Raw genomic sequence first — 23,238 nt, 5'->3', positions numbered from 1 at the left:
ACTTTTCAAAACGCTGTACGCGGTGGGCTAAATCACGCCATTTAGACAGTGCAGAAATATTGGTATCAAAAGTGACTAGGCGGCTAACATCATCCACAAGACCAACAATAAAGTCAGCGGGTGACAAAATATTTTCAATTGCGGTTTTTGCTAGATTCAGACCATCACGGAAGGTATTAATGCCATTACTGATATTATTCACAGCATCAAAGAATTGGTTTTGATCGAGTACCTGAAGCTTTTTTAAGTACTGCTCTAAAGCGGATGCAGGTGCTTCAATAATGTCTTCAGTGTAAATTTCATCGGGTACAGCAACAGGAACAAACAGCTCGCGCTTTTTGTCTTTGGCCTGAATGAATTTGATTAAAATGGTGCAGGAATCAACGTTTTCAGCATTGTGATCAACTGAATAATCCACAACATTTACTTGCATGATGCCGTAGATCGGGTGGATCAGTTCACCAGCACCGGTTTCTAAAAGCGCAGCTTCAAGCGCATCAAGCCAAGTCTTATAGTCATCGCCAGCATAAACAGCATTAAGAGAAATATTACGCGGATTGTTGCCAACGTCTTCAATCTCAGCATCGTTGGAGTATGGAGCTTGTTTTACAGCAAGGGATTTAGACACAGCATCGTTGGTCGAGGTGCATTCAAATTGCACACCGCGGAAACTTGCATCCTGTAGTTCTGTCGCCCAAGCCATAAAAAAACCTCCATTCGAGGAGGTCATTATTAGAAATCTACAAGTTTCATATCAGGCGGAAAGGCTTCCTTTTATTTTTGCCCGAATGACAATAAATTAAAGCCGTGTCGTTTTTCTTCAGTAGCTGCATGGTTTGAAATGTCTCCGATCAACCCACTAGCACTGAATGGGATGGGTTTATTTTGCTGGGTGACATTAATCAATGTTTTGATATTTGCATTTAATTCTCTGGTGTATTGATTCGTAGTCTGTTGTTCAGCAATCATTTGCTCATATTTCGCTTGAGCTTCCACAGCGGCTTTTGCATCATCATTACCAAATGCTGCAAGGGTTTTAGCAATACTTTCACCTAAGAAGTCACCAAAAGCAGTACCTTCGACTAAATGATCACTTATAAGAGAACCTGCACCATAGCCAACTGCCCCAGCGCCTGCGACTGCTAAACCAGCTCCGCCAAAGCGTGTTGCGCCTGTAGCAATACCCCCGATTTTACCCAAAGCACCTTTACCTCCTCCAAAAACGCCACCAATAGCAGCACCGCCAGCAACTCCAGCTAAAGCAGTTAAAGCACCTGTAGCAGCCAAAGTTGCAGCAGTAAGCCCCTGATTACTTTGCATAACTGAAACTAAACCAGACTCAAATCCGCCTAATTTTTCATTTACAGATTCGTAAATTTTAATCTGTGCAAGAATGGTTTCTTGTTGAAGTGCAGCAGCTTGAGCAAACTCGTTATCACCTTTAACATCAGAAATCCAATCTACTGAGCCTTCCGCATTCCATGACTGTTTATAGACGTCTTGATAATCTCCATTTTTCATTCCAGTCACAATTGCTGAAATCCCTGACAACGATTGTTTATTATGGAAAATGTCACCAAACTCACCAGATATAACCAATTCAATAGCTTTTTTTAAGCTTTCAGCTTGGGCTTCATCTTTATTTTTGATGGCCTGACTGAGTTTTGAAGTTAAGCTATTGTATTCACTATTTTTTGATAGCTGGCGATTCATTAGATTTGCTATAGAAGTTGTAGTATCTACGCCTTTTAATTGTTCTTTTACCAGATACTGTGTTAGATCAAATTCTCTTGAGCCTTTCTTTTTACCTGCACGAGTAGGGTCTCCAGCTTCTACTATTACATTTTTAGCAATGGCATCTTTAAAGTGTTTTTGCCCAGTCAACCCATAGAGGTCTTCAATATTCGTTGCCGCTTCTCCCGGTGTCCCTGTGTATTTACGTGCGAGCTGCAAATGAGTAGTTACAGCATTAAGCCCTTGTTCACCTGAAAAACCAGCACGTTTTGCAGTGCCTAATAATGCTGGTAAAAACTGAGCCATATCACGAAGTTCAAAACCTCCAGCAATACCAGACCCCATCATTCTATCCAGTGCGGCCTGAGTTCGATTTGGCGCAACACCAAACTGCTTTGCTTGCCCTGCAAGTCTAGCCATATCAGCTTCAGAAGCACCCGATGCAAAAGATGATCTAGCAATGGCAATAAGAGGCTTCTGAAGATCAGCAATTGTATCGTAATTCCCTGAAGCACTAAGAATTTGTGCTGCCTCTGATACTCCTTCAACAGTGCCATGACCTTGTCGAACAGCGTCTTTTGCATAGTTCATTAACTGTTGATTCGCTGCTTTAGCTTGATCTTTAGTCATGCCCTCAAAGCCACCAGTTACAGATGCTGTAGCGTCAAAAATACTTGATGCAAAATTACGGCCACGCTCAAGAGGTGGTGCTGTCACATTTTTAATTGCATAATATCCACCTGCAACTGCACCAGCCACAGCACTACCACGCTGCAAAGTACTTATGCCAACAGAACCGCCAGTCTTTTGAATTTGCTGAATCTGCTTTTCTGTTTGTACTGTTTTACCCAATTCTCCATTTAATGCTGCAACACGCGATTTCATTGCAGCATAAGCACGCTCCATATCTTTTGCAGTTACAACACCTTGTCGCTGTAAAATACTCAGCTGAGCATAGCTATTGTGGGTTTTCTTAATCTCAGCATTAATCTGCTGTTCAGTCCGAATGCCCAGTTTGCGGGCAGTGTCTACAGCAAGCGCTTCACGCTTTTGAGCTGTAAAGGCTTGGCCTTGCTTACGCAGTTCATCACTGAACTTTTTAGCATTATTAATCTGCCCAGCTTGAAGGGGCGCAAGTTTCTGCTGTTCAGTATTTATTTTTTTAACAGCAGTGAGCTGATCCGCAGCTATACGCTTAAGCTCAGCACTGGCTTGCTGTCCTTTTAACTGAAGCGTTAATGAAACTACGGAATTTTTGCTCATAGCTTAGGCCTTTGGTTTGGAGTGCTTGCGCTTGGTTGCTACATAAGTCGTGCCAGTATTTGTACTGCTTGTCGGGGTATTGCTGGCGCGTGATTTTCTAGGGTTTTTCGAATGAGTATTGTTTGGCCGCTCATCGGTGAGTATGGCGATTGCAGTATCCATGGGCATTCTTTCAATCGCTTCAAAAGGAATGCCCACAGTTAAAAGAGCGCAGATTAACCGCGCTCCTTCATTTACTCTGCGGCTGCTTCCTTTGCTTTCAGCTCAGCCAGCTTTTCATTCAGATAATCAAGGTTAGAGCGGGATGAATTGCCCAGCATGTCATAAGTAATGGCATGCTCTTTGCCATCTTCATCAACTAGCTTGGTCATTGCAGCCAAATCAGCAATACCAATATATTGACCTGCTTCAGTGTCAGCTTGGGACTGCATATATTCAATTGCAGTCATCTGGCGCATAACAATTTTTTTACTCTTAATTTCCGTTTGACCATCTAGCGCCTTCAGCGCGACAGGCAGTGTACCTTCAACTTGAAACATGGTGTTTTTCCTTATTGGTTATAGATTTTCAGAAATGTAGCTAAGTGCAAAGCCTTCAAGGTTTCGGCGTGTTTCACCAGCAACATCATAAGAATCGCTGATCGTCTGCACATTGAAGCCAGTATAAGTTTCACGGAAATTGCCTGACTCAGATTCAAGGCTTAAACGCACATCTTCAACTTCCAGCCAATCTACTTCATCTTTGCCATCGGGAATCACCACGGCAACAGTAATGGCATAGGTGCGAATACCTTTGGCTGTATGTTTAACCTCACCTGTACGGTTCATAGTGGCTACAGGGCGGCGGCCTGTTGTTTTTGTTGAAGTCAGTGATGCGCAGTCATAGTCATCACCATTCACACTTGCAATAATAAAACCAACTGTTTCTTCAGCCATTTGTATAGCCTCAAATTAATGTTGGCCTATTTTTTCTTATTCTTAGTGCAGATATCAGGCGGAAGGACTTCCATTTAATTAAAAAAAGCCCACCGAAGTGAGCTTTTTTTATTTGACCAATTTAATGATCCTTAATACACGTTTAAAGTCGTGTCAATCACATGCATACCGCGCACCCAGTGCGATGGAATCTCAGCATTGGCACGGGTTTTATCGTCACTGTCTTGAGTCACAATCAGCTGATCCGCTGTGGCAGTGACATTTTCTAGAATTTCAGCAGTTTCTAGTTTTTTAGCTTCAGCCATAAACACTGAACGCAAGTTGCGGCGTGCTGGGCCAGTATTTTTGCGGCGACGTTCTTTTGACGCCGCAGTACGCATCACAAGGCGCACATAGTCAATGGTGAGCGCACCATTGATGTCGAGCATGATGTCATCCGCCATGCCTGAGTCGGGGTTTTTGCGAAAAGTAGAGATAGCACGCACAATTTCAGGCTTGCCATCTGCACCAGTTGCAATAATACAAACACCTGCGCGCATGGCTGCTTCTTGGCGCTCAAAGGTCAGCTTGTATTTATCTTCAACAGCATCAACACCTTCCAGATTTACACCGTTAAAAGGTAATGCCGGGTCACTAGAGTCTGCCAAAGCTGCTGCCATAGCCGCACTAATCTCAGCTTCTTGACCTGATGCCCCGTGATAACACACAGCAACGACACGGTAACTGGTTTCCACTGGTGCTTGAGCTGCAAAGGTCGTTGCTGCTTCAATATCAGAAAACGGCACAACCAAAATTGCTGGACGCTGTTCAATCGCATCACTGACAAAATTCAAATGGTCAATCCACGCTTCAGTTTCATCGCCAACAGCTGGTGTTTTATCTAAAGCAAGAATGGTATGACCTAACGGGGCGATAATTTCTGTAGTGTCATCCACATCTGGCACAGGCGCCTGCGGATCTGTTGTATTCATTGCCAAGGTAATGGCTTGTACATCGACAAGACGGTTGGTTTTCACTGCAGCTTTAATCATGCGGCCAACAATACTGTCAGTACCGATTTTTTCAATTGCATCTGACTCATCATAAATCGTTACAGGCTGATCCATGACTTTATCATCAGCGGTGATAAACAATACTTTATGCGTATTCGCAGGCAAGCCTGTACGCTGGGTATTGATGTTGACTTTGGTATACATACCGGGTGTACGAATGCCTGCTTGAATAGACATAAAATTATTCCTTCAGCTTGACCAGATCAGACTCTATAAAGCCGTAATCTTTAGGGTCAAAGTGGTAATTAATATTGATACGTTCTAACCATGCTTCTTCTTCAGCCTCCTCACGGATGCGATCTGAAGCAGTGATGGTATAAGAGGTACTAAATTCTTGCGCCAATACATTGAGTGACTGACCGCGGGTTGAGGTATTAAAAATGGTTTTGACTCGGCCCAGCTCCAAAGGCGCTAAGCCTTTTACGCCTTGGCTGGAAAGATCATTGCCAGTGAGCAGCTGCTGCACATGATGCAGCATTTGAAATGTGCCGATATCACGGCCAGCACCATGGCGCTGTGATTCTTCATTGCGTACAGAGCGGTTGCCCACCAGCACTACAAAGGTAATCGGCATTTTGGTTTTATTGGCGCTAGTTTTTTCAGGCGTTTTACTGCCGTCAAAAGTCACCCAAATTGCAGGGAAAGCTTTAATAATTGCCGAAATATCATCATCAAACTCACCGCCATAGGTTTTGACCTCACGAATCCATGGCCATTTTTTGTCCTGAATTTGCTGTGCCATCACATCTTTAATGGCTTGCTCAATAATCGATAAATCCAGCATCACCAGCCTCCATTGCCAAAATCTCGGCGGCCCACGGCAAACATCACGTTGTTTGATGAGGTTTGCACCGGCTTTGACTCACCAACTGGGGAGCCGCCCAAGACCAGCTCACCCTTAGAAATTTTGGTTAAGGTTTTAATCGATGATTCATAACGATTTTTGACTGGATCATTTTCGGATAAGTCACCTGTAACTGCGTAATAACGTGCTAAGTTGCAGCCGATCTCAATTAAAAATGGCGGAATGATCTGCAACGGCAGAGCATAGCGGCTGCCTACATACGCATCAATTTCGCTGTTGGCTTCCTGCATTGCAGCATTCAGCTTATCCATATTGATTGCATCTAAATAAGGCGCTTCAGTATCAGTGAGCTGAATCAGCTCACGTTCACCAAATTTTCGCTGCATTGCTTCTACCGTTGCGTACATATCAATTACCTTTACCTATCAGGTTGTACCTGTTGAACCTGCAGCTAGATGAGGCAATCCGTAGCCTGCTTCACCACGCGCTTCAACACCGAATTTATATTCACCGCGCATGAATACGTCATCAGAGTTAATATCGGTTTGAGCCAATAACTCTGCAGTCTGACGTTCCTGATAAATAATTGGTTTGATCGCTTTAGTCGTTGCAAGCAGATGCCATTCAGTATCAGTCGCTAAACCAGCTTCTACCAACACTTCAGCCGTTCCTTTGAAGATATTTTCTGAGCCATCTGCAAACTTGGCAGCAGTCATCAACGCTTTGGCTGTAGTTTCAAGCGCAGGCGGCACAACAAGCAAGTTCGGCTTAATTTTGAGGCTGCGCCCATTTTCATCTTTTAGCCCCGACATTGAAGAACGCGCAGCACCATACCCAGCTTCAGCATCCGCTAAACTCGCCCAAGACAATTTTTTGTCAAATTTGTTCGAGAATTTACTTTTTTCTTTATCGCCTACAGGGTGGTCTGCAGAATAGAATGGCTTGCCGTCATAACATTTATTTTTAAAGCCTGATGTAAGTGCTTCAAAGACTAAATCTTGAGGGAAGCTCTTAGATTCTTCACCCATTGAAGAGAAGATCACTGGCAGGCCAAGTAATTCATTGTCTTGAATTTCATGTTTATGCACGGCCACAGTAGATTCAAAAGAACGGTTTTTAACGGTATAGCCATGGCCCTCAAGACGCTTTACGACTTTATCGCCAATCCATTCACGCAATTTAGGAAACTTGCCCAGCCAAGCATAATTTTCTGCAGCATTGGTTGAAGTAACTTTTGTTGCGACTTTATCCCAAGTCACTTCTGTTTCAGTAAAAGACTTATTGAAAGTCGTTTTAAATCCAGTGAATAAGTGCGTAAGGACTTGCTTTGCATTTTCTGCTGTAAATTTCATTAAACGATCTCCACCCAAACATACAATGGGTTTTCAAGGTCAAATCCCATGAATGCGCCAGCAACTGGCAGCACGCCTGAGTTATCTGTTTTTGCAATAGTTTGGTTATCTTGGATATAAACCAGCTGCCCCATATCTACTTGGGTAACAGGGTCTGTTGCTGAATTTGCAACCAAGAATTGTTTATTGCGGCGTACCACGCCATGAGCAGCACCTGCAGCACCCAAGTTTTCTGCATCATCTTCCCAGATTCCGATACAGGTTTGATCTGCAGCACCGACATTCGCAGACGCCACGGCATAGCCATCTGCGCCAACGACAGCAAAAGTACCCATCAATACGACTGTGGCAGCAGCGAGAGCAACAGGAATTAAAATTCCGTCACGGTATTCTGTTTTAATTGAAGTATTAGATCCGGGCATGTTTAGGCTCCATATTTTTCAGCGTCTTCTTTGCTTACACCAAGCAAGCCAAAGACTTCGTTTTGAACATCATCAACAGCTGGTGTTTGCTGATGATTTTCAGCCAAGTTGACCTGACTTGTTTGCTGCTGCGTCAGCGCAGCAATTTTTGGCAAACTTTCAATCTGAGCTTTCACAAAAGCAGGATTTGTTTCGATCTGACCTTTGTAATATGCAATTGTTGCAGTACCAGTAAGTCGACCATCCGCACATGCAGCTTCAAACAGATCATTCAGTTCTTTTGTTTGAGCATCATTTGAAGCTTTAGATGCCTGAGCAATTGCTTCTTGATACACAGCCATCGGGACAAACTGGGTTGGATCAGGGGCTGATTGGCTGTTTGCAGCAACTTTCAATTGACCAGCTGCTGCAATTGCATCAAATAGGTTCTGACCATTGGCTGCGACAGTCGTGCCGGTAGCTTCTTGAATCTGCGCAGTAAGCTTATTGAGTTCTGCAATAATGTCCTCAGCCGTTGCTGAGATAGGCAGATTCAACATCCAGCGCAAGCGTTCTAATAACTCTTCCATTGTGGAATCCTGTTGTTGTGAATTTTGGGCAAAAAAATCCTGTGCCGCGGCAGCCAAACGAGCTTCGGGCAATTGATCTAAATTTGGGGTGTTGGTGAGCGCTACATGCAGAAGATGCTGAACTTCACCGGCTTTGTTATATAGAAAGACTGGGGATAGGTATTTATATTCTCTAGAACCGATAAATCCAGCCGCTTTATCAGTCCATTCAAATTTTGCGCTACATACGCCAACTCCTTCAATATACTGAAAACCGCCTGACTTTAGCCAGCCAGCCGCTGGTGCGGGTTCACCAGTCTTTTGTGCTTCTAGTGTCGCGTGTTCATAGTCAATCACCATATCAATGCTGCGCTGGTTTAAAGCCGCAACAATCTGCTCACCGCGTTCTGGAGTTAAATTCCAGTGCGGAGCATCAAATGGACGTCCATCAATACCGTGAAATATTCCTTCGGGAATAAGCACAAGATATTCAGGCTGGGCTGCCTCAAGGGCAAATGAGCACGCGGCTGCTAATAAGGTCTTTTTCATGCAGTCAGATTAAAGCTGGCGCAAGAAAAAGATCAGGCGGAAAGACTTCCGATTATTTTTTATTATTTAAAAGCTTGCTGTAGAAAATAACTTGCAGTGTATTCAACGGCATCTTCAGCTTCAGGCTGTAAAAAGCCTTGGCTGTCCATCGGCAAATATGGACGTGGCTTAATATGTACTTTCCGATTGCGACCCGCAAAACCACCCCATTGGTGAATGGCAGCATAGTCTTTACTTTGCCCAGATCCAGCGCCTACCGTTGCAGAGGTTTGATCATGGTCACCTTGAACACTGTCGCGCAATCCACCCGGAGAGCGCTGCAATATGCCTTGCGGTGTAATGCCGCGCTTGCGGTAAATCTCTAGTGTCACTGGTGAAAGTCCCGCCCATGCTGGCCGTCCATTGGCATGAAAGTTCTGTAAAGTCTGACTGACTAAAACACGCTCTAGACTGGCTGCCAGCGGTGTTGTATCACTCATGTGTGCCGCAGCATCAAACAATGTCTGACGTACATTTTCATCAGCAATCTGCATAAAGCTCATACTTGCACCTGCATAATTATTAAACTAAAATCTTTGTATAAAGTGCGCTTTTGTTGAAGTAGGCTATGGGAAGCCAGCCGGAAACGGCATATTCGGGTTCGAGTCCCGAACCAGCAAAAGCGCATTTTTTATTTCTTACTCACAAGAAACTCATAGTCTTTGCTGTTCTTCAAATTAACTTCCTGTTCGACCACAATCGTCCGAATCAAATTCCCCACAATCTTTTGCTTATTGCCAGCTTCATCTTTACCTTTAATACTTTGATTGAGCTGCAGCACCAGCTTGTAAACCACGCCTTTAACTTCTATATCAAAAACCAGCAATGCCGCGTTATGCCGTACATCCCAGTATAGGTCGTGCTTGCCACTTAAATGGCTGACAATATTTTCAAACCATGCTGGGTCATGCAGTTTGCGTTCTTTGGCAATATGACTAATGGTGCCTTTGTCATGCACGGTGATTGCCGCACTTGCCAATTCAACCCGCTTTTTCTTCTTCAGTGTTTCCAAAAAGAAGGCATCAATTACACCTACGTTGCGCATTTCACCTTTAGGCTTCAGGGGATCAACACTTTGAATCCATGCTTTGACGTCTTCATTCAGCTGCTGAACCACCTCATTATTTTGCAGTGTTTTACCAACTAGCTTGGATGCAATAGACGGTTCAGCAACTACCGCTTTGTCCAGCAGTTTTTGGGTAACTAAAGTACTTGGGGAACCCGTCCAACCTGCATCTGTAGAGAACACAGGCAAGTCTGGAAATTCAATCCGTGCAATTTGAGCTACACCGCCATGACTGACATCAACGTCATACAGTTTGAGATAGCCATCACTGCTGCGGACTTTGATGTTCTGATTTTTGATGTCAATTTCCATCATCTCATAAGAGGTGCAACGGCACTTGTAGCCGTTCTTTGGCTTGATGTATTGCCAAGCCGGGTCAGACTTGCGCATGACAATGCCATGCAGGGCGCGGTGTGCAGGCCGAGTATGATTGTCTAAAATAGCGCTGTATTGCACGTATGGAAAAAGCGGATTGTCATCCCATATCACAGACTGACGGCCAGCTTCATAAGCTTGTGCCATATTTGTTTGGTAAATGGTTTTTAAACGGTATGGATTGCCAAGCTGAACTTCTCGCTGACCATCTTCAGTTAATTTTTCCTGTTTTCCCCACCAGCCGCGCTGCTTCATTTTGGGTTCAATTTCTTGTGACCAGCGCTTTAAATCCCAGCCATTTTTTTGCGCATCCAGCAGTGACTTGCGCACATCCTCAAGCAGATCTAGCCGAGTCATGTGTGCAACCACAAAAGCCTGATTATGTGCATTGCCTTGCACTTGCCACCAGTCTTCGGAGGGCATGACTTTTTTCTGCTGAAGATACTCAATGGCTTTACGCGGCGGCTGACCGAATACAGCCTGCATCGTTGGCTGATCCATTACTCATCCTCAGACTGTGCCGCTTTACGGCTTTCATGAGCAGATAATTTGCCCAGGACTGAGCTGGCAAAAATCATCTGTTCTAAATCATTCTGCAATGCGTCTAAATCTTTATCTGGAGAAATCTCTGAAAGCATGGTTAGCGCTGCTTCAATATTTTCACCACGGCTGAGCTGTGCAATCAAATCAGGTAAAAAACTTTCAGACTGTGACTGCAAATGCTTATTGCTGAGGCTGTACTGCATTTGCTGATCCAGCAAAGCTTGTCCACGAATTGCGGCAGCCTCTGCAGGGTGCATTGCAGTTGGTGTATTTTGATTCAGTGCAGCTAAATTCATCACAGGATAGCCCGCATACTGAAAACTGTTTGCTGCCACTTGGGCAGGCTGCACACGGGCAAGAATAGGCTCTTGATCATCCGCAGGCATTGGAATGCCCGCACGCTCATGCGCCCATGCCAAAGGAATCTGCATACCAGTATCGACTAGCTCACCCAAAGACTTACTAAAGCTCTCTAGGTCTTCGGTATCCGAAGTATCGAACCAAAATTTCGGGTAACGGTCAGGCGTAATATTCGGATAATTAATCTGCATCATTGCAGAGACTAGACTGTCATTGATTGACCGTGCCAGCTGCTTAGAGTCTGATTTAACAATGACTTCAAATTGATTTTCATGGGTTTTACTTTGCGCATTGGTGCTGGTTTTACCATCTGCTTGAGAGAGCAAAGTCCCGCCCACAATAATCTTAGATTGGGTTTGCTCACACCATTTCACCAAGTTCATATGGTTATTAGTGTCGCCATCGGTGGCATCATTAAAATCAATCGACATGCCTTGCGGGATGATACCGCCCGCATTACGGCCAATACTCATGACTGCACGCATCAAAGTCATTTTTTCTTCAGCGGTTGCACCAGCAGGATATTTGCCTAGTTTTGAGGGTAAGCCGTAGGTTTCTAAAAACTCCATAATGTCTCTGACACCATAGTTTTTAAATAGAAACGGCCACGCCAATACGCGGAATAAACCAGAACGTGAAACATAGCCTGACTTGGCTTTATGCCGATGGATAAACCAGCCGAAAGGCCAAAACTCAGCACCTTCCAGCGAACCATCATTCAGGCGCAATTCATTTGGCTGCTCATGCGGGGTCATGATCAGGCGTGGCTGAATATGCTGGAAGCTCTCTGGCAGCCATAGGTTGCCAAGCTGATGCCATTTAATTTCCTGTGCACTGTAGCCATGGCCCACAGCATCCATGGCTTCAAACAAGAACATTTCAAAGTCTTCAATGTCATCCAGCCATTCATAGACTTCTTCGGCAATTTTCTTTTCTTGCTCAGAGGCGTTCTTAGGCGGCTTCACTCCCCAAGGCAGGCCATTCACAGCCTGCTTACGCTTGGACATTTCTGAAAAAATATGACCATCACGCTCTTCCATGTCACAAAACAAATCCGCCTGCGCCTGCAGGTTGCCTTGTTCGGCATCGGTCAGCAGACGGTGCATGCGCAAAGGTGTCATACCCACAACAGGATGTTCCTGCCATTGATTTGACAGCCAAGCGACTTCTGCGGTCTGTGAGGTTTCGAGTGCAGTTCGGTCTTGTTTTTTTGAAGAGCGGTCTTTTTTAGCCATGGTGGATGCAAATATAGGAAGTGGATTCTGCATCACAGTAGGCAATTTAAAGCGAAGGAATCAGGCGGAAAGACTTCCATTTATTTTTATATTTTTTATGAGCGCGTAAAAAGCGTTTTAAGCGCTTTGAGCTTCCGCACGGGTCATTTATGCAGAAACTTGATTAAACCGCTAAAAACGCTTTTATAAAGATTTATAAATCTATAAATCACTACGCTTAGTAGTTAGTGATGATTAATTCCTGTTTTACGCTCCGACTGGCCGTAGAATTGCCCACGGTATATTTAATTTCTGCGGTATCAATATTCAAACCATCAAAGGTTTTTCGCATATCGTGGTGGTCATTAATCGAGAGCATCACTTTACTTTTACAAGTCTTCATCAGCTCTGCCATTTTTTCATACTGATCCAAACCAAAATCCACACCATAGCCAGCAAGTTTCCAGTAAGGCGGATCTGCATACATAAAACTATGAGGCCGGTCATATTTCATTAAACACGCGTCCCAGCTTAAATGCTCAACGGTCACACCAGAGAGTCTTAAGTGGGCTTCACTAAGCTGCTCTTCAATGCGAAGTAAATTGACGGGACGTGCTGTTGTCGCTGTTCCAAAATTCTGTCCGGAGCATTTAGCGCCAAAAGCTGTATGCTGCAGATAATAAAAACGAGCTGCACGCTGGATATCTGTCATCAAATCTGTATTGGCATTTTTGAGCCAATCAAACATTTGGCGGCTCACCAGTGCCCATTTGAATTGCCGTACAAATTCTTCTAGATGATGCTGCACGACTCGATATAAATTGACCAGTTCACCATTTAGGTCGTTAATGACTTCAACTTTAGACTGCTGATCACGCATAAAAAATAGCGCTGCGCCACCAGCGAATAATTCTACATAACATTCATGTTCTGGCATTTTTTTAGCCAGCTGCGACACCAGTCGACGTTTACCACCCATCCAAGGAATAATTGGCTTGGTTTTCACGATTTCACCTACTGCAAAAGCATTTCATTTTTTGGTAGCCTGCAGTTACTCTGATCAGGGTAACGAGGCTTTGCCTGCGGTAGTGCTATACCAAGGGAGGCGAATCTTGCTCCAACAAGATTCGTCGCCTCGTTCTATTATTAGAATTTTTATACTTTTAATCAGGGGGAAGGCTTTCCATGGAACAACAAAATCAATTTAAAAAACCATTCTATAAACTTTGGCCTTTCTGGTTCGTATTTTTATATCTCTTATTCGTTATTATTTACACAATAGCATTTAAGAATAGTAGTGGTAAAAATGTTCTCCTAGCATCGAATGAATTAGGGGATTTTTTAGCAGGTGTTTTTGCTCCATTAGCTTTTTTATTCTTGTATCTAGGTTATAAACAACAAGGTGAAGAATTAAAAAATAGTGTGTCACAACAAACTGAACTAGCTACAACAGCAAAAAAGGAATTAGATCTAACAATTGAGCAAATAAATAAGAATAATAAATTTCAACTAATTCAAGCCCAACCATTTTTTCATATTCATGGTTCAAAAGTCCTGATAAAGCAATACTCTGATGAGGAATCTAATAGTATTTATCATTTAGATATTAGTTTCACACTAAAAAATAGTCGTTCTTTATGTAGGTCTCTCTGGTTTAGCTACAGTTTTGAAGAAGATTCTCCCGTTTACATATTGGATGGAACGACTTATGAAATATTAGATAAGGGTCTAAATGCATTAAATATAGTTAGCCTATATTCTAGACATCCCAATGAAGTACTTAAAACAACTAATTTAACCTTTTTTTTGCAGTTAAATTATACCGACGCATATGACACTCCCCAAATACAAACAATAAAAATCCAAACAACTGAAGAAAGTTTTGATGATCCAAGTGCTCATATTTTGCAGAAGGTGCATAATACTTTTATAGGTTAAATACACCCAACTTCACTAAACCACCCATCATAATCATCATGATTTACTTCCAACTCGCTTGCAGTTGGAAGCGGGATAAACTCTATCGAGCTGGATAGATGCAGGCTGGCAAACCATCCTAAAATCATCGCAACAGCACCATCTCCATGTCGGTATAACTCAGGGTCTTTAATATCTTTGGTGCGCGCTTTGGTGACCATGTGAATGCCATCTACTTCTTCAATTGCAGAGCAGTCATTCTTTAAGTTTTCATCCCGCGGCAAGTCAATCATATCCTCTTCAAAAGCCGTGACTAGCTTAGGCGTCCAAAGCCCATACCATGCGCGGCTTAGTTTGATTTGATGCACCATATGTTCACCATATCTTTCCGCTGTATTTTCAGCTATGGTTTCACCAGATCCAGTGGCATCCATGGCAATACCGCCAAAGCGCGGCAGCCGATCCAACATGTACCACAGAATTTTTTGCTGTAACCGAGATGGCACTTTATGCATCTCAATGGCAAATGGCGCAATGCGGCGCAAATCTTGTGCAATATAAAACGGCAGAATAAAACTGAAGTCACGGTGACGTGCATAGTCTTGCCCGGCACAGTGTTGTTTGCGTTTATCCAGCTTTTGTAGTTCAGGTTCTAAATAACGCTGAATCCAGTCATCAATATATGAGTCACGCTCATCGGGTGTCAGCTCAGTAAAATCATCACCCAAGGTTAAACGCAGGATTGTTCGCACTTCTGGCATAGCACGCTCAACCCAAAGTGCAGGCAAACATACTGAAGAACCGTCGCGGGGAATAGCATCCAGTTCTTCACGCATGGCTGCTTTACGGCTGCCGTATGCTTTGCGGATTTTGGTGTACCATTTCTTCTTACCCTCAAGCGTGGCTTCTTTGCCTTGCATAAAGCACACGCGCTCATACAAACCATTCGCAACAGCATCATCAAAAGTGACCACATGCACAGCGGCATCTTCACCAAACACACCATTCTCAATATCTTTTACGAATTGGTTGAATGGATTGTTTTTACCGTTATGTGAACTAATCACAGAGATGCGGCCACCCCAAATCAAAAGCGCTGTAGCGGCTTCCATCACACCTTGCACGTTGGGGTGGAATGCGGCCTCATCAATCACAACTTTACCTTGCAGACCGCGGATGTTCTCTGGACGGCTAGACAAAGCAACAATTTGAAAGCCGCTGGCATAGCGGATGCGGTAGGCGGTGATCTGACGTGTTTCACCTTTCTCATTTTGATCTTCAAACAGAAATTCTTCTATCTGAACAATCTGTCCCTGTGCTTCGGCAATCACACGGGAAAACTTGGCGCAGTAGCCAATAAACTCCAGACCTTTTTCTTTAGTATCCCCGATATAATAAACACTCATACCGCCAGCTTCTTTGCTTGCGGCGGCAGTAAATACTGCATCAAAACTTTCAGCAAAGGTAATACCGGTACGACGCCCTTTAGGGCATGCCTTGATATCTGTCTTGATCTTCAGCCATTCAACTTGGTGTTTCATCAAAACACCTTCTTCAAACGGATTAAGATTATCAGGCAGATTGCGGGCACGTTCTGGAAGTTCATCCCAGTCGATAATCCGAACAGTATCTTGCCGAGGTTTTGGTGCAGTCATTATTTAATACCCAATACTTTTTCACGCCAGAATTGAATTTGCTCTTCACCCATTCCTTGTGAGGCAGCCGCTTTTTTCAGGTTTTCATCCTGCTCTTTTAGCAATTCCTCACGCGCTTGACGGCGGACTTCAGCACGGTTTTCCATGGCTTTTTCTTTGGTCATAATGGCCGCGCGTGCTGCACGCGCTAAAGAACCTACAGCATCAATATCCATTTTAGGCTTGTTTGGATCTTCACCGTCATTGGTCAATTCATCCAGCGCACGTCTAGTCACTACAGCTTGAACTGCCTGAGCCAACAACATACCGCCTTTATCGTCAGGGTCTTCGCCAAACTCCTTAACCAAAACTTCTGATGCAGCAGCAATTTCACGGAACTCTTTTGCTTCAGCCGCGAAGTTCTTTTTTTCACGACCAAGCGCTGAACGGCTGGGAATGCAATCTGCAGGGAATTCTGCACGGATTTCATCCATCATTTCATTCAGGGTGAAACGGTCTTCTTCCATCATTCGATAGATGAATTGACGCTGTTCATCAGTCAATTTGCGCATAAAGGATTTAGACATAGATCACCTAAGCCGAAGGACGTTTAATGCCATGGATACGGGCGCGGTTTTCTACAACGTCCTGACCGCGCTCAGTAAGCTTCACTACAAGCACAGCGGGGTCTTCCATTTCAATGCTTAAACAACCTTGATCTTTCAGCCAGTACAGTTCCGTTTTGACTTGATCACGGCTAAAACTCAAACCCCAACGATCCAATCCGCTATGCAAAGTAGAACTATTGCCGCGGTAAGAAGGCATTTCATTCAACAGACGAAGCAGCACCAAACGCATTTCTTCTTTAAGCTGATTTTCAAAGCTCATGTTTCCTCACTTTTTATTATCAATTAGCCATTGTTCAATACGCCGAACACCGTGCTGCACACTGTCCATTTGTTTGTTGAGTGAATTTAATTCACCGCGCAAATTTTCAACATCCACTTTGGATGGCATGTCTTTTACAGTATTTTCCAGTTCAACTACACGCATACGTAAATCGAGCATTTCTTTTGCTGAAGCGCTTTGTTTATTGATGAACCAGATATAGATGCCAAGGATCGTTGTCACGATCCAATTGGCTTCTGAAAAGTTGAGTTTGAGGGTTTCAAACATCGGCATCCCCAATATGAATTGGTGGCAGCGGTAGCGGCTTGGTTTGATTCAAATACCGCCCAACAAATCCACAAAATGCTGTAAAGGCAATTACGTAATAACGGATGTTTTCAGGCAGTACCGCCAACACTTCTGGGGGAATAGGTGTAGTGGCAAAAAAGACAATCAGGCCAAAGCACCAGTTGCTGATCCATTTCCAGCTATCACGCCAATTTTCCACAATCGGGCCTGAATAAGTTGTAACCCCCAATGTAGCCTCAATTAACTCAGGCTTTTGCTCGATCTCAGCCTTTAGCTCATCCACACGCTGTTGATGACGCTTGGCCTGATCCAATAGTTTTTGTTTAGCTTCAGCCGTTTCTAAAATCGCATGATCAAGCTCACTTTCACGGGTAGAGAGCTGTAGGCGCAGTTGCTGGATTTTAGTTGAGTATTCCGCATCAACTGCCGCATTTTCGGCAGCTTGACGACTTACTTTAGCCTCAGCGCTGCCTGCTTCAAAAGCCTGTTTCCACGTAAAATCCAACTGGTCGTTATGCTCAGTCAGAGTGCGTCCATGAATGTTTGAGAGCAGTTGAAAGCGAGCAATATAACGTTCAATTTTGGCTAACTGGGCAAGGTTGTTTTTAACTTTAGAAGGCATGCAATATCCTCCTTAAAGTTCAAAATGCGGTGAATCATATTCACCTTTTTCACGATAGTTGCCGTCATTATCCCAGTCAGCACCCCAGCGGATTGGCACACCTAATTCTTTAGCAGCAGCAAACATTGCTTTCGCAACCTGATCAAATTTAGAAAGGTCATTCCAATCTACTGGGTACGGTACTAAATCAACTGCTTTACCTGTTACGTGTTTGCTGGAGAGTGGATTATTCAGCCATGTCACTTTGGCAAGTTTGGGCTGAGCATATGAAGCGGGTACGCCTTTAACTGTGCATTGTGCAGCTGTACGGCCTTTGCCGTAGTTGATATAGCACTGTTCTTCTGAGCGCACACCTTCAACAACAAGAAAGTCTTGCTGGGTGATTTCAATCGCTCGTTTAACAACTTTGACTAAGTCAGGGTTTACGCCTTCAAGGCGGCCCAGACTTAACTTTGAAAGTACAAATTTTTTAGGGGTATTTGACACAACAAAAAACCTCATCTAATGATGAGGTCATGGTGCTGCTTTTATATTTGTTATATCAGGCGGAAAGGCTTCCGATTAATTTAAACTCAGCTCTTTTCTAATCTTTTCAACTTTTCTTTTTACACCAATCTTAGGGTTTAGCTCTAAAGCCATTTCAAAGCTATGGAGTGCCAAGGCCTTATTTTTTAAAAATTCATAAGCTCCACCTTGTATCTTAAATGCCAATGCAGCCCAAGATGAATAATGGTGTTCATGTTTTTGTAGAATTTCCATAGAGTGCTTTATAGCAGCAATTATTTTATGAGCATATTCTTCATTTAGATCAGTTGATTTTAATAAATCCTGCGCTCTAAAAATTACGATTTCATATTTATTGCAAGTTAATTGCTCTTCATTATAACGATCATGATCAAGAAAATTACCATTTATATCATAATAATAAGTACCAACATCTTTATGGACTACACCTAGTCTTGAATCATTCTCCATAAAAATATATTGATTTGCCCATCCTGTAACTGGGTTTCTTGAAAATAAAACTTTCCTTTTAAAAATATCAAAGAAAGTGAGTAAATTACCATCACTAGAATTCTGATTATTTGCTGTTTGACAAACTAAATATTGACCATCTGATGATATATCACTATTAAATAAATTCCCTTCGAAAGTTTTTTTGATAAGTATTTCACCTGAAGATGAAAAGGCATAGACCGTTGATTGCAACTGATCCCTAAATCTCCAGTCTTCTATACAGAAAACTCCAGTATCTATTACTTTGGCTCGTTGTGGGCGTTCCAACCATCCTGTTAAAACAATCTCTTCTTTAAATTTATTATACAGAACAAACAAACCACGACCCGATTCACGGCAACCGCCACGTCCGCTATTAAATTCAAGATCACTATCAGCCCAACAAATATGCCATTCACCAGATGGAGATGAAGAGAATTCCCCATAGAACCGTAAAGCGGGGATATTAACAAATTGATTTTGTAAAAAAGTAACCTGATTCATTCTATTCCCACTTTATCAGCTTGGTAGCTATAATTTATTGCTAATGATTTGATGATTTAATCTTTTCATATTTCTCATCAAACCACTTATCTTCATTTTTATCCAAAGCTTTTAAAACTTTTTCAGTTTCTTGATCAGCTTTCTTTTGAGTTTCGAAGGGCTGTTCGTCTACTACTTGATTATTAATTTTTTTACTCTCTTTTTGATTAATAGAATAAAAGGCAGAAATAATCACAAAAAGTACAAAAAACCCAATCACTCCAATTGTCCACTTAAAGCTCTTAGTCATAGCACACCCTAAAAATCAATAAAAATTTTTACTCGAATTTACAACTTTTCCAATAATTTCAACATCGCTTGCTTCATCAAGCTTTAATGGCATTGGTGGGTAAATTTTATTATCTGATATCAATAACAACGACCCATCTAATAACCTTTGAATGCGTTTTACCCACAATATTTCACAACTTCGGATGACATATATATGCCCATCCTGCGGATCTTTTTCTGCAGTATTTACTAACAGTGAGTCTCCATCTGAAATTGTAGGTTCCATTGAGTCGCCACGAGCAAACACTACGTATAGATCTTTCTCTTTTAAGCCGCGACTTTGTAGCCAGTCTTTGCGAAAAGCTAAACAATATTTCGCTTTATCCTCATTTCCAGCAACGGCTCCATCGCCTGCAGAAACTTCAACATCTGCACGCACTTGAATTAAGCCAAATTCATCATTTATAACCTGCTCATTATTTTGAGCTAATCGTTCATCATAGAGAACAAAGTTAATATCTATTCCGAATTGTGAAAGTACAAATAGCTTATCTAAAGGAATATTGCCTTTTTCACTCCAATTATAGAGTGAATTTCTGGCAAATCCTGTCTTGCGAGCTAACTCACTCACTCCAACACGATCAATCTCAAAACGTAAACGCTCTGTAAAATTGCTCAAAATACACTCCAATAATCATAATTTAGATCAAAATATTGATCATTTAACATTGACATGCTCAATATATTGAGCAATCATAAGATTCAACTTAAATCGAATTAATTCACACATGAGGTTGCAAAAAAATGATGGTTACAACTCCCGATGAACTTAGAAAGCAATTCGATTCAGAGGGCAAAACATTTGCTGAATGGGCAGCTAGCAACGGTTTTGAACCCCAAGATGTTTATAAGGTATTGAACGGTCAGGCGAAATGTAAAAGAGGCAAAGGTCATAAAATTGCTGTTTTACTCGGTCTTAAAGCCAAACCAAAAGACGAATCAGACGATACACCACCTGTTCAATAATTTGCACATATTTGCACATATTTGCACATGGAGCAAGAGCAATGAAAAACGAATATTTTGCAGTGATTTTTATGTTTTTAACTTTTTTAGGTTTTTCAGGCTGGTACTTCGCAGAAAACGATAACGAAATTTTGCGCCAAGAACTTTCCACTTACACAGGGACTGAGGTACGTAAATGAGCACAGTGAAGTCTGCTGAAAAAGTTTTAAAAGTGCTTAAGGCCTTACGTGGTCACAGCCTTCAAGGTGTTACCAATCAAGAGTTATCAAAAAAACTGGGTGAATCGCCAGCTCAAACACACAGAGCACTGCAAACCCTGTTAGCAGAAGGCTTGGTAAAGAAAGATGAAAACGATCTTTACACCTTGGGCACTGCGCTGGTGCAGATGGCAAAGGCACACGACAGCGAAATGGAACGGGCCAAAGCACGTATGGCCGAATACGAACAGCGCACCAGCGTCACTTTTTAATTAGGGGTTCATTATGGACTTAGAACAGCAAACTACAGAAATTGCATTTTCTGAGCATTCACAAAAACTTGGCGTGCTAGCTGCGCAGCTAGGTTATCAAGGTGCATTAACAGTTGGCGCTTTAGAAGATGAGATCCGTTTCTACCAGCAACGCTCAGTGGAAGCCGTTATGGAACTCGGTAAGCGTTTGCTTATCATGAAAGAAATGACTCCACATGGTGAGTTTTCTAAGCGCATTGAAATGCTTGGTATCAGCAAAAGAACTGCTCAACGTTTTATGTCTGTAGTTCTTAAATTTTCAAAAACGACATCGATGTCGCTTTTGAGCAAATCAGGAAATGGTACAAAACTTCTAGAGCTTATGGTTCTAGATGATGACGATATTGAAATCATTGATGCTGGTGGCAGTATTGGCGATGTGTCTTTAGACACCATTGAAACCATGTCTGTGCGCGAGCTAAAACAAGCTTTGCGTGATGCAAAAAATGCACTTGAGTCCAAAGACCAAGACATCAAAGCCAAAGACCAAATTATTCAGAAAAAAGACCAAAAAGCCAATGAGCTGGATGAAAAGCTCACCAAGCTGAATAGCCCTGCAGAAATTCAAAAACGCGCTGAATCTGAGCCTCAGCGTTTGGCCGAAAAAGCTTTAGAAGAAATGAACAAAGCATGCCTCACAATGCATAACGATACAGTTCGCTTCACCAACAGCATCAACTCAATTGTCGATGCCATCAATGAACATGAACTGTATGACATTCAAGACCGCCTTGAAGCTAATGTGGTTGCACTGTTCCAGCAAATTGCGCAGACCAGTGTTGAACTAGGCATTCAAATTGACTTCCAAGCAATGGTCAACCCATCTTGGATGAGCGTAGCGCCTGTGGCTAATGAGTCGGAGGCTGAATAATGACAACCCCAAACTTAGCGGTGCAGGATTATTTACGCGATGTCGCGCTAAAGCTCACAAATGCTGGGTTTGGCGAAAAAGGCTCAATTGTAAAAACGGCTTGTGAACATCTTCAGATCAGCAAAGCACAGCTCTACCGTGATCTGGAAACAGTCGGCTTTAAAACTGAACGCAAACAGCGCAGCGATAAAGGCAAGTCAGTAGTGACTGCCGAAGTTGCAGAACAGATTGGCGGCATGGTGCATGTGGCAACACGTGCCAATGGCAAACAAACCCTGCCAATTACCACTGCGCTCAGCATCATGAAAGCGGAAGGCAAAGCGCCAAACGTTTCAGCAGCAACCATTGCGCGTGTAATGAAAAATAATATGTGCCATCCAAAGCAGCTGGCAACCCCATCTGCGCATGCACAGCAAAAGTCATTGCACCCGAACCATGTTTGGCAAGTAGATGCTTCGATCTGTGTTTTGTTCTATCTCCCTCGCGGTGGTATGCAAGTCATGGACGAGAAGAAGTTCTACAAAAACAAGCCAGCCAATGTGAAGAAAATCGAGAATGACCGCGTGATCCGTTACGTCATCACAGACCATTTCTCCGGTTCTATTTATGTTGAATACGTTTACGGCAGTGAAAGCGCTGAAAACTTGACAGAAATCTTTTTGAACTGTGTTCAAAAACGTTCAATGCAGGAACCACTGCATGGTGTGCCTTTCATTCTTTATACAGATAAAGGTTGCGCCAACACATCAGGGCTTTTTAAGAATCTGCTTGAACGCTTAGATGTGACTTTTATTGCACATGCAACGGGCAATTCACAGGCCAAAGGTCAAGTTGAAAATGCCCAGAATATTGTCGAAACCCAATTTGAAGGTCGTCTGCGCTTTATCAAAATTGACAGTATCGAGCATTTAAACCAAACCGCTGCGCAATGGCGAATGATGTGGAATGAAACCCAAATTCATAGCCGTACCAAACGTTCACGCAACGCAGTTTGGCAAAGCATTTCACCTGCTCAATTGCGTATTGCTCCGCCGCTTGAGCTTTGCCAAGAGTTGCTGAGCACTACACCAGTAGAGCGTACAGTGGCTGCCAATTTAACGGTCAGCTATGCCATTAAAGGTTATGGTTCAAATGATTATGACGTTCGCCATATAGACGGTGTTTATCCAAAAGCCAAACTGAAAGTAGTGGTGAATCCTTACCGCGCACCATCTATTGATGTCCTTTGCATAGATGAGCATGGCAATGAAGTGACATACACCTGCGACCCGTTGCAAGTGGATTGGGTGGGCTTTAGACCAGATGCTGCGGTGATTGGTGAAGAAGTTAAAGCGATGCCACAAAGCGCAATTGATGAAAACCGCAAGCGCATCATCAAAAAAGCTTACAACGCAGACACATTGGAACAGGCAGACAAAGCGATTGCCAAAAAGCAC

The 23,238-nt window shown here is 42.9% G+C and carries 30 protein-coding genes; 6 read left to right on the top strand and 24 right to left on the bottom strand.

All coding sequences use genetic code 11. The features are described from left to right. The 15 genes from D9K81_RS16760 to D9K81_RS16690 all read right to left on the bottom strand — a co-directional run. The coding region (locus D9K81_RS16760; RefSeq protein ID WP_171406965.1) for a DNA circularization N-terminal domain-containing protein at window positions 1–703 on the bottom strand (703 nt) is incomplete at its 3' end. Window positions 704–774: 71 nt separating this feature from the next. Further along, window positions 775–2,997, bottom strand: coding sequence for a phage tail tape measure protein (locus D9K81_RS16755; protein WP_120375080.1), 2,223 nt, complete (start codon window positions 2,995–2,997; stop codon window positions 775–777). A 3-nt stretch (window positions 2,998–3,000) separates the two neighbouring features. Continuing rightward, window positions 3,001–3,159 (bottom strand): hypothetical protein, encoded by a 159-nt coding sequence (locus D9K81_RS18610; protein WP_207667523.1) that lies wholly within the window; start codon window positions 3,157–3,159, stop codon window positions 3,001–3,003. 71 nt (window positions 3,160–3,230) lie between these two features. Further along, entirely contained in the window at window positions 3,231–3,536 is a 306-nt protein-coding gene (locus tag D9K81_RS16750; RefSeq protein ID WP_120375079.1) for a hypothetical protein, read from the bottom strand. An 18-nt stretch (window positions 3,537–3,554) separates the two neighbouring features. Continuing rightward, entirely contained in the window at window positions 3,555–3,932 is a 378-nt protein-coding gene (locus D9K81_RS16745; protein WP_120375078.1) for a hypothetical protein, read from the bottom strand. A 131-nt stretch (window positions 3,933–4,063) separates the two neighbouring features. Beyond that, window positions 4,064–4,903, bottom strand: a complete 840-nt coding sequence (locus tag D9K81_RS16740) for a phage tail protein (RefSeq protein WP_120375100.1) — start codon at window positions 4,901–4,903, stop codon at window positions 4,064–4,066. Window positions 4,904–5,165: 262 nt separating this feature from the next. Beyond that, on the bottom strand, window positions 5,166–5,768 hold the full coding sequence (locus D9K81_RS16730; RefSeq protein WP_120375077.1) for a phage protein Gp37: 603 nt from the start codon (window positions 5,766–5,768) through the stop codon (window positions 5,166–5,168). Then, complete coding sequence (locus tag D9K81_RS16725; protein WP_120375076.1) at window positions 5,768–6,196, bottom strand: gp436 family protein; 429 nt, start codon at window positions 6,194–6,196, stop codon at window positions 5,768–5,770. The genes D9K81_RS16730 and D9K81_RS16725 overlap by 1 nt, the downstream gene beginning before the upstream one ends. Before the next feature lie 18 nt (window positions 6,197–6,214). Continuing rightward, entirely contained in the window at window positions 6,215–7,141 is a 927-nt protein-coding gene (locus D9K81_RS16720; protein ID WP_120375075.1) for a Mu-like prophage major head subunit gpT family protein, read from the bottom strand. Continuing rightward, the gene (locus D9K81_RS16715; RefSeq protein ID WP_120375074.1) at window positions 7,141–7,563 is read right to left on the bottom strand and encodes a hypothetical protein; all 423 of its coding nucleotides are present in this window, start codon (window positions 7,561–7,563) and stop codon (window positions 7,141–7,143) included. The genes D9K81_RS16720 and D9K81_RS16715 overlap by 1 nt, the downstream gene beginning before the upstream one ends. Window positions 7,564–7,565: 2 nt before the next feature. After that, entirely contained in the window at window positions 7,566–8,660 is a 1,095-nt protein-coding gene (locus D9K81_RS16710; protein WP_120375073.1) for a phage protease, read from the bottom strand. 62 nt (window positions 8,661–8,722) lie between these two features. Beyond that, window positions 8,723–9,202 (bottom strand): phage virion morphogenesis protein, encoded by a 480-nt coding sequence (locus tag D9K81_RS16705; RefSeq protein ID WP_120375072.1) that lies wholly within the window; start codon window positions 9,200–9,202, stop codon window positions 8,723–8,725. Between the two features lie 128 nt (window positions 9,203–9,330). Next, the gene (locus D9K81_RS16700; protein WP_120375071.1) at window positions 9,331–10,641 is read right to left on the bottom strand and encodes a phage head morphogenesis protein; all 1,311 of its coding nucleotides are present in this window, start codon (window positions 10,639–10,641) and stop codon (window positions 9,331–9,333) included. Continuing rightward, the gene (locus D9K81_RS16695; RefSeq protein WP_120375070.1) at window positions 10,641–12,278 is read right to left on the bottom strand and encodes a DUF935 domain-containing protein; all 1,638 of its coding nucleotides are present in this window, start codon (window positions 12,276–12,278) and stop codon (window positions 10,641–10,643) included. The genes D9K81_RS16700 and D9K81_RS16695 overlap by 1 nt, the downstream gene beginning before the upstream one ends. 217 nt (window positions 12,279–12,495) lie before the next feature. After that, window positions 12,496–13,263: a DNA adenine methylase gene (locus D9K81_RS16690; RefSeq protein WP_120375069.1), complete on the bottom strand. Its 768-nt coding sequence runs from the start codon at window positions 13,261–13,263 to the stop codon at window positions 12,496–12,498. A gap of 179 nt (window positions 13,264–13,442) precedes the next feature. On the opposite strand from D9K81_RS16690, the gene D9K81_RS18605 reads away from it, so the two are divergent. Continuing rightward, a complete protein-coding gene (locus D9K81_RS18605) occupies window positions 13,443–14,195 on the top strand; it encodes a hypothetical protein (RefSeq protein WP_207667522.1) in 753 nt (250 codons plus the stop codon). Here D9K81_RS18605 and D9K81_RS16680 read toward each other — a convergent pair. The 9 genes from D9K81_RS16680 to D9K81_RS16640 all read right to left on the bottom strand — a co-directional run bounded on the left by D9K81_RS16680 (window position 14,192) and on the right by D9K81_RS16640 (window position 20,076). Next, complete coding sequence (locus tag D9K81_RS16680; RefSeq protein WP_120375068.1) at window positions 14,192–15,829, bottom strand: hypothetical protein; 1,638 nt, start codon at window positions 15,827–15,829, stop codon at window positions 14,192–14,194. The two genes, D9K81_RS18605 and D9K81_RS16680, sit on opposite strands and share 4 nt — an antisense overlap. Then, the gene (locus tag D9K81_RS16675) at window positions 15,829–16,395 is read right to left on the bottom strand and encodes a phage protein Gp27 family protein (RefSeq protein WP_120375067.1); all 567 of its coding nucleotides are present in this window, start codon (window positions 16,393–16,395) and stop codon (window positions 15,829–15,831) included. Before D9K81_RS16675 ends, D9K81_RS16680 begins: the two co-directional genes overlap by 1 nt. 7 nt (window positions 16,396–16,402) lie before the next feature. Beyond that, window positions 16,403–16,696, bottom strand: a complete 294-nt coding sequence (locus D9K81_RS16670; RefSeq protein ID WP_120375066.1) for a VpaChn25_0724 family phage protein — start codon at window positions 16,694–16,696, stop codon at window positions 16,403–16,405. 6 nt (window positions 16,697–16,702) lie between these two features. Beyond that, window positions 16,703–16,984 carry a DUF2730 family protein gene (locus tag D9K81_RS16665; protein ID WP_120375065.1) on the bottom strand — a complete coding sequence of 94 codons (282 nt, stop codon included), beginning with the start codon at window positions 16,982–16,984 and terminating at the stop codon, window positions 16,703–16,705. Then, entirely contained in the window at window positions 16,977–17,627 is a 651-nt protein-coding gene (locus D9K81_RS16660; RefSeq protein ID WP_120375064.1) for a DUF7940 domain-containing protein, read from the bottom strand. The genes D9K81_RS16665 and D9K81_RS16660 overlap by 8 nt, the downstream gene beginning before the upstream one ends. Before the next feature lie 12 nt (window positions 17,628–17,639). Further along, window positions 17,640–18,113 carry a M15 family metallopeptidase gene (locus D9K81_RS16655; protein WP_228199835.1) on the bottom strand — a complete coding sequence of 158 codons (474 nt, stop codon included), beginning with the start codon at window positions 18,111–18,113 and terminating at the stop codon, window positions 17,640–17,642. Between the two features lie 75 nt (window positions 18,114–18,188). Continuing rightward, window positions 18,189–19,127 (bottom strand): hypothetical protein, encoded by a 939-nt coding sequence (locus D9K81_RS16650; RefSeq protein ID WP_120375062.1) that lies wholly within the window; start codon window positions 19,125–19,127, stop codon window positions 18,189–18,191. A 40-nt stretch (window positions 19,128–19,167) separates the two neighbouring features. Continuing rightward, entirely contained in the window at window positions 19,168–19,416 is a 249-nt protein-coding gene (locus tag D9K81_RS16645) for a hypothetical protein (RefSeq protein WP_120375061.1), read from the bottom strand. A 15-nt stretch (window positions 19,417–19,431) separates the two neighbouring features. Further along, the gene (locus tag D9K81_RS16640; protein WP_228199834.1) at window positions 19,432–20,076 is read right to left on the bottom strand and encodes a S24 family peptidase; all 645 of its coding nucleotides are present in this window, start codon (window positions 20,074–20,076) and stop codon (window positions 19,432–19,434) included. A gap of 125 nt (window positions 20,077–20,201) precedes the next feature. On the opposite strand from D9K81_RS16640, the gene D9K81_RS16635 reads away from it, so the two are divergent. From D9K81_RS16635 to D9K81_RS16620, 5 genes are all read left to right on the top strand, one after another. Beyond that, window positions 20,202–20,423, top strand: a complete 222-nt coding sequence (locus tag D9K81_RS16635) for a DNA-binding protein (protein WP_120375059.1) — start codon at window positions 20,202–20,204, stop codon at window positions 20,421–20,423. Window positions 20,424–20,464: 41 nt separating this feature from the next. Beyond that, window positions 20,465–20,602, top strand: coding sequence for a hypothetical protein (locus D9K81_RS18495; RefSeq protein ID WP_171406964.1), 138 nt, complete (start codon window positions 20,465–20,467; stop codon window positions 20,600–20,602). Then, on the top strand, window positions 20,599–20,892 hold the full coding sequence (locus tag D9K81_RS16630) for a helix-turn-helix domain-containing protein (RefSeq protein WP_067669034.1): 294 nt from the start codon (window positions 20,599–20,601) through the stop codon (window positions 20,890–20,892). Before D9K81_RS18495 ends, D9K81_RS16630 begins: the two co-directional genes overlap by 4 nt. Window positions 20,893–20,905: 13 nt before the next feature. Beyond that, the gene (locus D9K81_RS16625; protein WP_120375058.1) at window positions 20,906–21,802 is read left to right on the top strand and encodes a DUF3102 domain-containing protein; all 897 of its coding nucleotides are present in this window, start codon (window positions 20,906–20,908) and stop codon (window positions 21,800–21,802) included. After that, on the top strand, window positions 21,802–23,238 hold a 1,437-nt coding region (locus D9K81_RS16620; RefSeq protein ID WP_147433946.1), incomplete at its 3' end, for a DDE-type integrase/transposase/recombinase. The genes D9K81_RS16625 and D9K81_RS16620, both read left to right, overlap by 1 nt.

This window comes from Acinetobacter chengduensis (genome assembly GCF_003664645.1).
Taxonomy (GTDB): domain Bacteria; phylum Pseudomonadota; class Gammaproteobacteria; order Pseudomonadales; family Moraxellaceae; genus Acinetobacter; species Acinetobacter chengduensis.
This window is presented reverse-complemented; position numbering and strand designations above follow the sequence as displayed.